Genomic DNA, 12,001 nt, shown 5'->3' on the forward strand with positions numbered 1-12,001 from the left:
CTCTTGCTGTGCTGGTTAGATATATAAGGTAGTAACATTGTGCAAGATTATTTAAAATTTTAACATAAGTTCTATGCGTAAATATTATAAGAATTCATTTATGGTATTAGTTTGATTAAGCTTAACGGAATCTGTAATACTTTTGGATTAGAGATTACATTTGGCTAGTCAGTGCGTATGTTTCATCGACCTGTTCAGGGTGAAGCTTTGTTTTCATTTCATCAGCTTGGTTAAGCCAACTCATAGGGCCTGAATCGAATCACCTCCTCCCCAACCCACTCATTCACCGCCAGCATCCGCGCCTGGATCGGCTCCAGCTCGTTGGCCGCGTAGACCAGCGCCGCATCCTTCACCGAACCGAACCCGCCGGCGTTCTGCGGTACCACGCCCATCAGCTGCGGCGGGATGCGCAGCCCGGCCAGCATGTCGTCACGGGTGATGTTCTTGATGTTGCTGAACTCGTCCTTGGCCGCCACCTCGCTGACCGGGATCACCTGGACGCCATCCTTCTTGCCGCCCGGCGAGTAGAGGAACAGGTTGCGGAAGTTGCCCGGCCCCTTGGCGCTGCGCAGCGCCTCGCGCAGGGCGTCGACGTCCTTCTCGTTCTGCGCCGCGTCGCTCATGTAGAGGATGAAGCCGGCGTGCGAGCCGTTCAGGTAGTAGCGCCGGCGGAACAGGGTGGCCGACTCGTTGAGCAACGCCGACTGCAGCGCCGCCAGCCACTCCGGCAGGCCGTACACCTCCTGGTGGATGTCCGCCTCGCGGATGTGGCAGATGGTTCCCTCCTCGAATTCGTGCTCCTCCTGCCAGCCGCGGACCATGAAGTAGCGGTCCAGGTCCTGGCCGCGGCGCATGTACTTGGCCAGCGCAGGCTGCAACGACAGCGTGCCGCCCAGCCGGTTGCGCCGCCGCTCCAGGTAGGCATTGCCGCACCACAGCCAGTCCAGGGCGAACTGCTCGAAGGCCTCCCGGCTGAGCAGGCGGTGGGGGACGAATGTGCGGCTGAGCATGTTGCGCTTGAAGGTCAGCCCGGACTGCAGGTAGACGCTCGCCCGGGTCGAGCGGGCCAGGCCGTCCAGGTCAATCGGCGGCTCGTACCAGCGGCCGTTGAACCAGCATTCCAGGTAGTCGAGGATCTCGTTGCCATCGAGGACCGGCGTCGGATCGCCGAAGGTGAAGGCCTCGACCCCGCCGGCCGGCGCGGCCGACTTGTGGAGCTCGGGCGCGCGGAATGCCTGAACCAGGCGGCTGAGTGCGTTCATCAGTAGATCTCCATCACGCTGGTATTGGCGGCGGTCTGCCCCTCCAGCGGCTCGTTGTACAGGGCGTGCATGAGGGCCCAGGCCAGGTCGGCGTGGCCGGTTTCTTCGGTGCGGCCGGCGACGTAGGTCATCTGCCGGCCGCTGGCGGTCATGGTCTTGCGGATCGCCATCATCGAGCTGGCGAGGTCGGTCCAGCCGGCGTCGAACTCCAACCGGCCGTTGTGGATCACGTCCCAAGTCTTCATCACCAGACGGGTCTTCACCTCCGGCGAGTAGCTGAAGGTGGTCAGGTTCGGGAAGAACTGGCGCACCAGCTGGGCCACGCCTGTGCCCATGCCGGTGGTGTCGAGGCCGATATAGGTCACCCAGTAGCGCCGCGTGACCTGGCGGATGAACTCGGCCTGCGCAGCGAAATCCATGCCGCGGAACTGATGCTTTTCCAAGACGCGAAACTTGCCGCCAGGTACCAGCGGCGGGGCGACCACCACCAGGCCGGCGCTGTCGCCGGTTTCGGCCGGGTCATAACCGACCCACACCTGCCGGTCGCCGAACGGGCGCATGGCGAACGGCTTGAAGTCCTCGGCCCACTCGACCCAGCTGTCGACCTGGCACGGCTGCAGCATGGCCAGCGGGAAGATGCTCGCCCCGTCGTCGACGAACTCGCACATCAGCAGATTGGCGAACTGCTCGGCGTTGTACTCGAAGCGTAAATCGTCCAGGTCGAACAGATCGCAGCCGCGGCCGCTGGCGTCGAGGATGGTCACGATCTGCCGCCAGATCTTGTCCTCGCACCGCCGGCCCTGGGCCAGGGCGTCGTGGCTGATGTCGAATTTGATGTGGTCGGCCGTCGGCTTGCCCTCGTTCAGCCGTTCGCCGGTCCACCAGCGGTAGGCCGGGTGCCCCTTACTCGACGGCGTCGAGAAGTAGGTCTTGCGCCACCGTTTCTGAGCGGCCATGCCCGAGGCGACCTTGTTCAGCTCGTCGAAGCCGTGAACCCAGAAGAACTCGTCGAAGTAGAAGTTGCCGGAGCGGCCCTGTGCGGTGCGGTAGTTGGTGCCGAGGAAGTGCAGCTCGGCGCCATTCCACAGCACGATGGGGTCGCCGCTCAGCTGCCGGCCGAGCACCTCCTGGACGAAGGCCTGCATGTAGTTCTTGAACTGGTGGGCCTGGGCCTTGCTGGCCGACAGGAAGATCTGGTTGCGGCCGGTGGTGATGGCGTCGATCAGCGCCTCGCGGGCGAAGTAGAACGTGGCGCCGATCTGCCGCGACTTGAGGATCATCCGCGACCGCTGGTTGCCGGCCCGGTACCAGTCGAGCTGGTACTCGAAGCAGCCGTCGACGAAGGCCTCGGTGAGCCGCTCGATCTCCTCCTCGCCGAACTCGTTGCGCTTGGGCGGCTTCTTCGGCGCCTCGTTGCGCTTGGCGAGGTTCGGATTCAGATCGGTTTCGCTGCCGCCGCCCTGGTAACGCTGGATGCGCGCCTGCCGCTCGAGCTGGCGGTGCAGCAGGTCGATTTCCTTGAAGTCCCCGCCGGTCTTGTTGTCCTTGAGGATCAGCTGGACCAGCCGTGCCTCCAGGGCACCGCCGATGCGCTCGACGCTGTCCGCGCGGTCCCAGTCGTCGCGCTTCTTCCAGGTGTGCAGGGTCTTTTCGTTCTCGCCGATGGCGTCGGCGATTTCGGACACACGCCAGCCCATCCAGTAGAGGAATTTGGCCTGGCGGCGGGTGTCGGTGGGCAGGAGTTCGATGGCAGTCATGGCGGCGATGCTGCCCGCTCGCGCGCGTCGGCGCTGTCGCCCGGCCCTGTAGCGCGCCGCGCTACAACCCCCGTCGTTGCCGCTCCGGTGGCGCCTCCCGACTATGCCCTCACTGCATCGCCACTATCTGGCCAACGCTTTGAGGACAGCCCTGCATGAAGAAGAAATTCCGCTCCAAATGGTTCCGCGTCGCCGTCGAGGGCGCGACCACCGATGGCCGCCAGATCGAGCGCAGCTGGCTGGTCGATGCCGCCGAAACCTACAACCCCAACACCTACGGCGCCCGCGTCTGGCTGGAGCACTTCCGCAGCCTGCTGGCCGACAGCCCGTTCAAGGCCTACGGCGACGTGGTCGCGCTGAAGACCGAGGAAGTCGACGTGGCCGGCGTCAAGAAGCTCGCCCTGTTCGCCCAGATCGAGCCGACCGCCGACCTGGTCGAGATGGTCAACAAGGCCAAGCAAAAGATTTTCACCAGCATCGAGATCACCCCGAAGTTTGCCGACAGCGGTCGTGCCTACCTGTCCGGCCTGGCCGTGACCGACACCCCGGCCAGCCTCGGCACCGAAATGCTCGCCTTCAGCGCCCAGAACCCGGACGCCTCGCCGCTCAAGGCGCGCAAACAGCATGCGGACAACCTGTTCACGGCTGCCGAGGAGGCCGCCCTCGAGTTCGAGGAGGTCGAGGACAAGCCCGGCGTCGGCGCCGCCCTGTTCGCCCGGGTGCAGGAGCTGCTGAAGGGCAAGCAGGCCAAGGACGACGGCGAGTTCAGCCAGATCGGCCAGGCCGTCGAGGCCATCGCCGATCACGTCAGGCAGCAGGCCGAGGCCTTCGCTACCGAACAGCGCACCACAGCCGAACTGCGCACCCAGCTGCAGCAGGTCAGCAGCGACCTGGCCGCCCTCAAGGCCCTGCTCGGCAACACCCAGGACCACAGCCAGCAGCAGCGCCCGACCGCCAACGGCGGCAACGGCCAGATCCTGGCCGACTTCTAAGCCGCCACCCCTACGGAGCACCCCATGCGTAAAGAAACCCGCCAAGCCTTCAACGGCTACCTGACCCAGGTGGCCAAGCTCAACGCCGTCGACTCGGCGGCCGAGAAGTTCACCGTCACCCCGTCCGTCCAGCAGCGCCTGGAAACCAAGATCCAGGAGTCGAGCGCCTTCCTGCGCCGGATCAACATCATTCCGGTGACCGAGCAAGAGGGCGAGGCCATCCTGCTGGGCGTCAACGGCCCCATCGCCAGTCGCACCAATACCGCGGCCGGCAACCGCCGCAGCCCGGCCGACCGCAGCGCCCTGAGCAAGGACAGCTACAACTGCAAGCAGACCAACTTCGATAGCGCCTTCCCCTACGCGCTGATCGACGCCTGGGCACGTTTCCCGGACTTCCAGGTCCGCCTGCAGAGCGCCATCGCCGAGCGTCAGGCCCTCGACCGCATCATGATCGGCTTCAACGGCACGTCTGCCGCCGTCGCGACCGACATCGGCACCAACCCGCTGTTGCAGGACGTCAACATCGGCTGGCTGCAGAAGATCCGCACCGGCGCCCCCGAGCGCGTCCTCGACGAGGTGGTCGAAGCCTCCGGCAAGGTCACCATCGGCGTCAAAAAGACCATCCCAATTGCCGGGACCGATACTGAGGTCAAGGGCGACTACGAGACCCTCGACGGCCTGGTCTACGACGCTGTGCAGATGCTCGATCCCTGGCACCGTGCCCGCCCGGACTTGGTCGTACTGGTTTCCCGCGACCTGCTGCACAGCAAACTGCTGGCTGCCGTCGAGAAAGGCGCCGCCTCCAACCAGGAGGAGAACGCCGCCACCGAGATCGTCACCAAGGCTCGCCTGGGCGGCCTGCCCATCGTCGATGCGCCGTTCTTTCCGGACGGCACCGTGATGGTCACCACCCTGAGCAACCTGTCGATCTACTACCAGGAAGGCGCGCGCCGCCGGCATATCAAGGACGAACCGGAGTTTGATCGCATCGCCGACTACCAGTCCTCCAACGATGCCTATGTCATCGAGGACTTCGGCCTGGTCGCCCTGGTCGAGAACATCGAGGCCTTCGTCTACCCGAACCCGAGCTGAGGTGACGCATGAGCCTGAGCCATGCCCAGCGCAACCAGCTGCGCAAGCGTGCCGCCCGTGAAGCGGCGGCCCCCGAACTCTCCATGGCCGGCGCGACCATCTACGAGCTGCAGCTGCTGCAGCTCGCCCAGGACCGCGCCCGGCTCAAGAACATCCAGTCCGAGCAGGGCAAGGCCGAGCTGAAGCGTGAGCTGCTGCCGGTCTACCAGCCCTACGTCGACGGCGTGCTGTCGGCCGGGCAGGGCGCCCAGGACGAGGTGCTGACCACGGTGATGGTCTGGCGCATGGATGCCGGCGACTACGCCGGCGCCCTGGACATCGCCGCCTATGTGCTCGAGCACGGGATGGTCATGCCCGACCGCTTCGCCCGCACCACCGGCTGCCTGGTCGCCGAGGAGATCGCCAACGCCGCCATCAAGGCACAGAAGGCCGGCGGCACCTTCGAGCTGGCGGTGCTGGAGCGTACTCAAAAACTCACCGCCGAGCAGGACATGCCAGACGAGGCCCGCGCCAAGCTGAACATGGCACTGGGCCGCAGCCACCTGGAGGCCGCCGAGAGCCATGTGCAGGCCGGTGAACTTGAGCATGTCGGTGGCCACACCGAAATGGCCCGCAGCTACCTCGCCGCGGCCATCGACCTGCACAGCAACTGCGGCGCGAAAAAGGATCTGGAGCGCGCCGAGCGCCTCCTCAAGAAACACGCGACCCCGGAAGCCTCCGAGGCATCCGGTGCCGCGGACTGAGCGTCCCCACGCGAACCCGGCGGCGCGGGGCTGATCCAGGCAGTTCTCTGTCCAGGTGACGTCCCGCCCACCGCCGAACCTGGAGAACACCCAGCATGAGCGGATTCATCGCCAACGGCGGCAGCGCCGAGCCCTTCGTCCTGGGCAACGACGGCTGGTTTCCTGACATCGATGCCGCGCACCTGCGCGAGTCCATGCGCCTGGACGGCAGCATCACCAATGCCCGCCTCGAGGCCGCCGCGGTCAACGCGATGATTGCCGTCAACCGCGAACTCGCCGCCTACCAGGCCCGGGAGCAGGCCAACGGCCATGCGGCCCTGGTCGACGTGCCGGCCGTGGCGATCAAGGGCGAAAGCGAACTCGTCCACCTCTACCGTCGCGCCGTCTACTGCAGCGCCGGTGCCGAGCTGGCCGAGCGTTACCGCAGCTACGACGCGACCGCCTACGGCAACCAGCGCGCTGACGACCTCGGACCCAGCGTCGACGAATACCGCCGCGACGCCCGCTGGGCGATCCGCGACCTGCTCGGCGCCGTGCGCACCACCGTGGAGCTGATCTGATGGCCGAGGTCATCGCCCACCAGGGCGACACCGTCGACGCCCTCTGCTGGCGGCACTACGGCCGCACCGCCGGCGTCGTCGAGGCCGTGCTCGAGGCTAACCCCGGCCTGGCCGACCTCGGCCCGATCCTGCCCCACGGCCAGCGCGTGGTCCTGCCCGAGCAGGCCCCGCAGCCGCAGCGGCAAGACCTCATCAACCTTTGGGACTGAGAGTCCCTATGAACAGGATGCACCGCATGCCCGACAAACCGGAAACCTGGGCCTGGCTCGCCGCCTGGGTCCAAAGCAACTGGCCGGGGATCTACGCGGGCGGGCTCGCCTTCGTCATCGCCGTCTTCCGCATCGCCTACACCGGCGGGCGCCTGCGACAGCTACTGCTCGAGGCCCCGCTGTGCGGCTTCATCGGCCTGGGCGTCAGCTACAGCACCGAGCTGCTCGGCGTCTCGCCCAGCGTCGCCCCGTTCTTCGGCTCGATGGTCGGCCTGATCGGCGTCGAAACCGTCCGGGCCACGGCCCGCCGCTTCCTGGAAAAGAAGGCGGACCCGGCATGAACAGCCTTCGTCCCGACGACCGCAGCCAGGCGGTCCTGATCCTTCAGAAGCAGCTCAACGCCCAGGGCGCTGGCCTCTATCCCGATGGCCACTACGGCGAGCGCACCGAGCAGGCCGTGCGCGATTTCCAGCAGCGCGCCGGCCTGGTCGCCGACGGCGTCGCCGGTCCCAAGACTCTGGCCGCCCTGGCCGGGCAGGACACCGGTCACCTGCTCAAGCAGCGCGACCTCGAGCGGGCCGCCGAGCGCCTCGGCGTGCCGCTGGCCTGCGTGCTGGCCGTCAACACGGTGGAGAGCCAGGGGGAGGGCTTCCTGGCCAACGGGCGCCCGGTGATCCTGTTCGAGCGGCACGTCATGCGCGAGCGCCTGCTCGAGCACCGCTACACGCTCCCCGGCCTCGCCAGCCCCGAGGCGACCGTCGAGGCCCTGGCCGCCCGCTATCCCGCCCTGGTCAACGTCCGCCCCGGCGGCTATGCCGGCGGCGTCGCCGAACACCCGCGCCTGGCCCAGGCCCGGCAGATCCACGACAGCGCCGCCCTGGAATCCGCGTCCTGGGGCCTGTTCCAGATCATGGGCCACCACTGGCAACGCCTCGGCTACGCCAGCGTCCAGGAATTCGCCCATGGCATGGCCGAAAGCGAGGCGCAGCAACTGGAGGCCTTCGTCCGCTTCGTCGAGGCCGATCCGGCGCTGCACAAGGCCCTCAAGGGCCGCAAGTGGGCCGAGTTCGCCAAGCGCTACAACGGCCCGGCCTACGCCCGGAACCTCTACGACGTGAAGCTCGCCCGGGCCTACGAACAGTTCGCCGGCGCAGCGGAGGAGGCCGCATGATCGCCCGTCCCCTGCAGCTCGCCGGCCTGGCCAGCCTCCTTGTCGTCGCCCTGCTGAGCTACGGAATCGTCCAGCAGCGCGACAGCGCCAAGGCCGCTGCCCGGCAGGCCACCGAGCAGCGCGACCAGCTCGCCCGCCAGGCCGACACCCTGGCCACCGAGCTGGCCGCCGAGCGCGGCGCCCAGGCCCGGCTGCGAACCACCCAGGACAGCCTGCGCGCCGAGCTGGCCCGCCGTCACTCCCAGATAGAGGACCTCAAGCATGAAAACCAGGAACTGCGCGACTGGGCTGCTCAGCCTTTGCCTGCTGCTGCCCGCCGGCTGCGCGAGCGACCGGCCCTCACCGGCGCCGATGCTTACCAGGATTGGCTGTCCGGCCGTGGTGCCGTGCCGCCTGCCGGCGACCGCGCCGGCGAATAACGGCGAGCTGCTCGACGACAGCGAACGCCTCGAGGCCGCCTGGGCCGAGTGCGCCGCCCAGGTCGACATGCTCTACCGCCACCAGCAGCACAACCAATGAGATGCCCGCCATGGACGAAATCGCCGAAAACATCGACCGCCTCGAGGACCTGATCGACGCCCTGCATACGCCGTCGATGCCGGTGCGCCTGCACATCAACAGCCTGCAGGAGGACCTGCCGAAGGTGGTCGAGGGGCTGCGCGCCGGCTACCTGGCCGCCGGCGGCGACAACTACTGGGATCCGGAGCGCCCATGAACAAGCCCTCCAGCCTGCGCGCCCACCTGCTCGCCGCCGTGCCCGAGCTGCGCCATAACCCCGACCGCCTGCTGATCGTCATCGACCAGGGCCGGCTGCGCGCCACGGCCGCGGGCGGGCTGTCCTTCGAGTACGCCTACACCCTGAATTTGCTCTTCACCGACTACGCCGGCCACCCGGACGCCATTGCCATTCCGCTGCTGGCCTGGCTGCGGGTCAACCAGTCGGAGCTGCTGGCCAACCCGGCGCGCAACGCCGATGCCATCCAGTTCGAGGTCGACCCGCTGGCCAACGACAAGGTCGATCTGGCGATTACCCTGCCGCTGACCGAGCGGGTCATCGTGAAAAAGCAGGCCGACGGCACCCTGCAGGTCACCCATGCCGGGGAGCCGCACTACACCGAGCACCTGGAGAGCACCCACCTCGAGGTCTACGCCGACGGCGAGCTGATCGCCGAATGGGACACAGCCGCCCCGACCGGCGTCGCCCTGGAAACCCCGCACCCAGGACCGACCCGCTATGTCTGACGACCTGCGCGCTATCGAAGACTGGGCCGGCGTCCTGCTGGCCCGGCTCGGCGCCGGCGAGCGCCGCAAGCTCAACCAGGACATCGCCCGCGACCTGCGCCGCAGCCAGCAGCAGCGCATCGCCGCGCAACGCAATCCGGACGGCAGCCCCTTCTTGCCGCGCAAACCCCGCAAGGACCTGCGCGGCAAGAAGGGCGGCGTGCGCCGGAAGATGTTCGCCAAGCTGCGCCAGGCCAGGCACCTCAAGCTGCAGAGCACGGCGGACCGCATCGCCCTCGGCTTCGTCGGCCGCACCGCGCGCCTGGCCCGCGTCCACCAGTATGGGCTGCGCGACCGAGCAGAGCGGGGCGCCCCCGACGTCCAGTACGAGCGCCGGCAGCTGCTCGGCCTGACCGACGCAGACCTAGAGCTGATCCGCGACCGCCTCCTCGAGCACCTGGCTGGATGACACTGCCAAGGCCAAAGAAACACAAGATATGGTATCGCTGACCAGCTGATCGGACACAGGATGTTGTGTTCGGACATCAGAAAGCGGCGCGCTGCGGCCTCGGCTCGATTCCTTGGCCGCGCCCTGTAGCGCGCCGCGCTACAACCCCCGCCACGCGACAGCCGCGCCTGCGCGGGGCCAGCATGGCGGCCATGAATACCGCCGACCTCATCCGCCGCCTCGAAAACCTGATCCGCTTCGGCACCGTCGCCGAGGTCGATCCGGCCAAGCCGCGCTGCCGCGTAAAGACCGGCGGCATCGTCACCGCCTGGCTGCCGTGCTTCACCCTGCGCGCCGGCGAGGACCGCACCTGGGACCCGCCCAGTATCGGCGAGCAGGGCATCGTCTTCTCGCCGTCGGGCGATCCGGCCACCGGCGCCGTGCTCGTCGGCCTGAATAGCGACGCCTTTCCGGCGCCGGACGACAACCCGAACCGCCACCGTCGGACCTACCGCGACGGCGCGGTGATCGAGTACGACACCGCCACCCACACCTTGCGCGCCACGCTGCCCGGCGGGGGCAAGGTCGACATCGTCGCTCCGGGCGGCGTGACCATCCTCGGCGACGTGACCATCACCGGTCGGGTCACCGTGAGCGAGGACGTGGTCGCCGCCGGTATCAGCCTGCTCCAGCACGTTCACGGCGGCGTCCTGTCGGGCGGCGCCACCACGGGAGGTCCGCAATGACCGGCATGTCCCGCAGTACAGGCCTGGCCATCGGCGACCTCGAGCACCTGCGCCAATCCATCGCCGACATCCTCACCACACCGCTCGGCTCGCGCGTCATGCGCCGCGAGTACGGCAGCCTGATCCCCGAGCTGATCGACCAGCCGCTCAACGGCGCGACCGTCACGCGCCTGTATGCCGCCACCGCCACGGCGCTGATCCGCTGGGAACCGCGCGTGCGCCTGTCCCGCGTGCAGCTCAGCCTGGGCAGCGCGCCGGGCAGCGCCGTCCTCGACCTCGAGGGCAGCCGCGTCGACGGCAATGCGCGATTCAGCCTGCGCGTGCCGCTTTCCATGGGAGCCACCGCATGAGCCAATTCGTCGCCATCGACCTGTCGCAGATCCCCGCGCCGAAGGTCGTCGAAACCCTGGATTTCGAGCAGATCCTCGCCGAGCGCAAGGCCGCCCTGGTCGGCTACTACCCTGCGGACGAGCAGGCCGCCGTCGCCGCCCAGCTGGAGCTGGAGTCCGATCCGCGCACCAAGATGCTGCAGGAGAGCGCCTACCGGGAAATCGTCCTGCGCGCCCGCATCAACGATGCCGCCCGTGCTGTCATGCTGGCCTATGCGGTCGAGGAGGACTTGGACAACCTGGGCGCCCTGTTCCGCGTGCAGCGCCTGGAGATCACGCCGGCAGACCCAACGGCCACCCCGCCGGTCGCCGCGGTCTACGAGAGCGACAGCGATTTCCGCTACCGCATCCAGCTGTCCCTTGAGGGGCTGAGCGTGGCCGGGCCGGAGGGCGCCTACATCTTCCACGCCCTGAGTGCCAGCGGCCTGGTGCTCGATGCCAGTGCCACCAGCCCGACCCCCGGCGAGGTGGTGGTCACCGTGCTGTCCCGCGAGGGCGACGGCACCGCCAGCGCCGAGCTGCTCGCCACTGTCGAAAGCGCGCTCAGCGACGAGAGCGTCCGCCCGCTGACCGACTTCGTCCAGGTCCAGGCCGCCACGGTCATTCCGTACCAGGTCGAAGCGACCCTGTACTTCCTGTCCGGCCCGGATCGCACCGTGGTCATGGCCAATGCCCAGGCCGCCATCGAGGCCTACACCGAGGGCCAGCACCGCCTCGGCCTCGACGTGACCCTGTCCGGCCTCTATGCCGCCCTGCACCAGCCCGGCGTGCAGCGCGTCGACCTGGCCAGCCCGACCGCCAACCTGGTGGTCGACCGGCAGAGCGCCTCCTACTGCACCGCCATCACCCTGACCGACGGAGGCCTGGATGAGTGACAACCTGCTGCCGCCCAACGCCACGCCCCTGGAGCGCGCCCTCGCGCAGGCCTCGGCCCCCCTTGGGGCGCTCCCGGTGCCGCTGCGCGAGCTGTGGAACCCGGACACCTGTCCCGAGCACCTGCTGCCCTGGCTGGCCTGGTCGCTGTCGCTGGACAGCTGGCAGCCCTACTGGCCGGAGGCGATCAAGCGCGAACGCATCCGCCAGGCGGTGGAGATCGCCCGCCGCAAGGGCACGGCCAAGTCCGTGCGCGACGTGGTCAGCTCCTTCGGCTCCTCGCTGGCCCTGCGCGAGTGGTGGCAGACCACGCCCAAGGGCACCCCGCACACCTTCGAGGTGGTGCTGACCCTGGGCGCCGGCGTGCCCAACACCGCCGCCTACCAGGACGACATCATCGGCGAGATCGAGCGCACCAAGCCGGTCCGCAGCCACTTCACCTTCACGCTCGGGCTGTCCGCCACCGGTGGTCTCGGCCTGCAGGGCGTCGCCCGCCCCATCGTTTACCGCAGAATCCAGGCTGTAGAGGCCCCCTGAC

At 67.9% G+C, this 12,001-nt stretch carries 17 protein-coding genes and 1 pseudogene; 16 read left to right on the top strand and 2 right to left on the bottom strand.

Features of this window, described 5'->3' with window-relative positions:
* Positions 1 to 230: 230 nt before the first annotated feature.
* Together Atro_RS11460 and Atro_RS11465 are read right to left on the bottom strand one after the other, a co-directional pair.
* A complete protein-coding gene (locus tag Atro_RS11460; protein ID WP_497922383.1) occupies positions 231 to 1,262 on the bottom strand; it encodes a phage portal protein in 1,032 nt (343 codons plus the stop codon).
* Positions 1,262 to 3,019 (bottom strand): terminase ATPase subunit family protein, encoded by a 1,758-nt coding sequence (locus Atro_RS11465; RefSeq protein ID WP_497922385.1) that lies wholly within the window; start codon positions 3,017 to 3,019, stop codon positions 1,262 to 1,264. The genes Atro_RS11460 and Atro_RS11465 overlap by 1 nt, the downstream gene beginning before the upstream one ends.
* Before the next feature lie 155 nt (positions 3,020 to 3,174).
* On the opposite strand from Atro_RS11465, the gene Atro_RS11470 reads away from it, so the two are divergent.
* The 16 genes and pseudogenes from Atro_RS11470 (at position 3,175) to Atro_RS11545 (ending at position 12,000) form a co-directional block, all read left to right on the top strand.
* Positions 3,175 to 4,011 carry a GPO family capsid scaffolding protein gene (locus Atro_RS11470; RefSeq protein ID WP_497922387.1) on the top strand — a complete coding sequence of 279 codons (837 nt, stop codon included), beginning with the start codon at positions 3,175 to 3,177 and terminating at the stop codon, positions 4,009 to 4,011.
* 24 nt (positions 4,012 to 4,035) lie between these two features.
* The gene (locus Atro_RS11475) at positions 4,036 to 5,103 is read left to right on the top strand and encodes a phage major capsid protein, P2 family (protein ID WP_497922389.1); all 1,068 of its coding nucleotides are present in this window, start codon (positions 4,036 to 4,038) and stop codon (positions 5,101 to 5,103) included.
* An 8-nt stretch (positions 5,104 to 5,111) separates the two neighbouring features.
* Positions 5,112 to 5,846, top strand: a complete 735-nt coding sequence (gene gpM, locus Atro_RS11480; RefSeq protein WP_497922391.1) for a phage terminase small subunit — start codon at positions 5,112 to 5,114, stop codon at positions 5,844 to 5,846.
* Between the two features lie 95 nt (positions 5,847 to 5,941).
* Positions 5,942 to 6,406 carry a head completion/stabilization protein gene (locus tag Atro_RS11485; protein WP_497922393.1) on the top strand — a complete coding sequence of 155 codons (465 nt, stop codon included), beginning with the start codon at positions 5,942 to 5,944 and terminating at the stop codon, positions 6,404 to 6,406.
* The gene (locus tag Atro_RS11490) at positions 6,406 to 6,615 is read left to right on the top strand and encodes a tail protein X (protein ID WP_497922395.1); all 210 of its coding nucleotides are present in this window, start codon (positions 6,406 to 6,408) and stop codon (positions 6,613 to 6,615) included. Before Atro_RS11485 ends, Atro_RS11490 begins: the two co-directional genes overlap by 1 nt.
* Positions 6,616 to 6,632: 17 nt before the next feature.
* Positions 6,633 to 6,956, top strand: coding sequence for a phage holin, lambda family (locus tag Atro_RS11495; protein WP_497927667.1), 324 nt, complete (start codon positions 6,633 to 6,635; stop codon positions 6,954 to 6,956).
* On the top strand, positions 6,953 to 7,786 hold the full coding sequence (locus tag Atro_RS11500) for an N-acetylmuramidase domain-containing protein (protein WP_497922397.1): 834 nt from the start codon (positions 6,953 to 6,955) through the stop codon (positions 7,784 to 7,786). The genes Atro_RS11495 and Atro_RS11500 overlap by 4 nt, the downstream gene beginning before the upstream one ends.
* A pseudogene (locus tag Atro_RS11505) lies at positions 7,783 to 8,127 on the top strand (Rz-like lysis system protein LysB); the annotation flags it as partial. The gene Atro_RS11500 and the pseudogene Atro_RS11505, both read left to right, overlap by 4 nt.
* On the top strand, positions 8,048 to 8,305 hold the full coding sequence (gene lysC / locus Atro_RS11510; protein WP_497922398.1) for an Rz1-like lysis system protein LysC: 258 nt from the start codon (positions 8,048 to 8,050) through the stop codon (positions 8,303 to 8,305). The pseudogene Atro_RS11505 and the gene lysC, both read left to right, overlap by 80 nt.
* A gap of 10 nt (positions 8,306 to 8,315) precedes the next feature.
* On the top strand, positions 8,316 to 8,501 hold the full coding sequence (locus tag Atro_RS11515) for a hypothetical protein (protein ID WP_497922400.1): 186 nt from the start codon (positions 8,316 to 8,318) through the stop codon (positions 8,499 to 8,501).
* Entirely contained in the window at positions 8,498 to 9,028 is a 531-nt protein-coding gene (locus Atro_RS11520) for a phage tail protein (RefSeq protein WP_497922401.1), read from the top strand. Before Atro_RS11515 ends, Atro_RS11520 begins: the two co-directional genes overlap by 4 nt.
* Positions 9,021 to 9,476, top strand: a complete 456-nt coding sequence (locus Atro_RS11525; RefSeq protein ID WP_497922403.1) for a phage virion morphogenesis protein — start codon at positions 9,021 to 9,023, stop codon at positions 9,474 to 9,476. Before Atro_RS11520 ends, Atro_RS11525 begins: the two co-directional genes overlap by 8 nt.
* Before the next feature lie 182 nt (positions 9,477 to 9,658).
* Positions 9,659 to 10,201, top strand: coding sequence for a phage baseplate assembly protein V (locus Atro_RS11530; RefSeq protein WP_497922405.1), 543 nt, complete (start codon positions 9,659 to 9,661; stop codon positions 10,199 to 10,201).
* Positions 10,198 to 10,551 carry a GPW/gp25 family protein gene (locus Atro_RS11535; protein ID WP_497922407.1) on the top strand — a complete coding sequence of 118 codons (354 nt, stop codon included), beginning with the start codon at positions 10,198 to 10,200 and terminating at the stop codon, positions 10,549 to 10,551. Before Atro_RS11530 ends, Atro_RS11535 begins: the two co-directional genes overlap by 4 nt.
* A complete protein-coding gene (locus Atro_RS11540; RefSeq protein ID WP_497922409.1) occupies positions 10,548 to 11,465 on the top strand; it encodes a baseplate assembly protein in 918 nt (305 codons plus the stop codon). Before Atro_RS11535 ends, Atro_RS11540 begins: the two co-directional genes overlap by 4 nt.
* A complete protein-coding gene (locus Atro_RS11545) occupies positions 11,458 to 12,000 on the top strand; it encodes a phage tail protein I (RefSeq protein ID WP_497922410.1) in 543 nt (180 codons plus the stop codon). The genes Atro_RS11540 and Atro_RS11545 overlap by 8 nt, the downstream gene beginning before the upstream one ends.
* Position 12,001: the final 1 nt, after the last annotated feature.

It is taken from the genome of Azotobacter tropicalis, assembly GCF_059739045.1.

Bases quoted from the DNA above. Each gene is read 5' to 3' on its own strand.
- Atro_RS11460 (WP_497922383.1), bottom strand. From the start codon at position 1,262: ATGAACGCACTCAGCCGCCTGGTTCAGGCATTCCGCGCGCCCGAGCTC.
- Atro_RS11465 (WP_497922385.1), bottom strand. From the start codon at position 3,019: ATGACTGCCATCGAACTCCTGCCCACCGACACCCGCCGCCAGGCCAAA.
- Atro_RS11470 (WP_497922387.1), top strand. From the start codon at position 3,175: ATGAAGAAGAAATTCCGCTCCAAATGGTTCCGCGTCGCCGTCGAGGGC.
- Atro_RS11475 (WP_497922389.1), top strand. From the start codon at position 4,036: ATGCGTAAAGAAACCCGCCAAGCCTTCAACGGCTACCTGACCCAGGTG.
- gpM (WP_497922391.1), top strand. From the start codon at position 5,112: ATGAGCCTGAGCCATGCCCAGCGCAACCAGCTGCGCAAGCGTGCCGCC.
- Atro_RS11485 (WP_497922393.1), top strand. From the start codon at position 5,942: ATGAGCGGATTCATCGCCAACGGCGGCAGCGCCGAGCCCTTCGTCCTG.
- Atro_RS11490 (WP_497922395.1), top strand. From the start codon at position 6,406: ATGGCCGAGGTCATCGCCCACCAGGGCGACACCGTCGACGCCCTCTGC.
- Atro_RS11495 (WP_497927667.1), top strand. From the start codon at position 6,633: ATGCACCGCATGCCCGACAAACCGGAAACCTGGGCCTGGCTCGCCGCC.
- Atro_RS11500 (WP_497922397.1), top strand. From the start codon at position 6,953: ATGAACAGCCTTCGTCCCGACGACCGCAGCCAGGCGGTCCTGATCCTT.
- lysC (WP_497922398.1), top strand. From the start codon at position 8,048: ATGAAAACCAGGAACTGCGCGACTGGGCTGCTCAGCCTTTGCCTGCTG.
- Atro_RS11515 (WP_497922400.1), top strand. From the start codon at position 8,316: ATGGACGAAATCGCCGAAAACATCGACCGCCTCGAGGACCTGATCGAC.
- Atro_RS11520 (WP_497922401.1), top strand. From the start codon at position 8,498: ATGAACAAGCCCTCCAGCCTGCGCGCCCACCTGCTCGCCGCCGTGCCC.
- Atro_RS11525 (WP_497922403.1), top strand. From the start codon at position 9,021: ATGTCTGACGACCTGCGCGCTATCGAAGACTGGGCCGGCGTCCTGCTG.
- Atro_RS11530 (WP_497922405.1), top strand. From the start codon at position 9,659: ATGGCGGCCATGAATACCGCCGACCTCATCCGCCGCCTCGAAAACCTG.
- Atro_RS11535 (WP_497922407.1), top strand. From the start codon at position 10,198: ATGACCGGCATGTCCCGCAGTACAGGCCTGGCCATCGGCGACCTCGAG.
- Atro_RS11540 (WP_497922409.1), top strand. From the start codon at position 10,548: ATGAGCCAATTCGTCGCCATCGACCTGTCGCAGATCCCCGCGCCGAAG.
- Atro_RS11545 (WP_497922410.1), top strand. From the start codon at position 11,458: ATGAGTGACAACCTGCTGCCGCCCAACGCCACGCCCCTGGAGCGCGCC.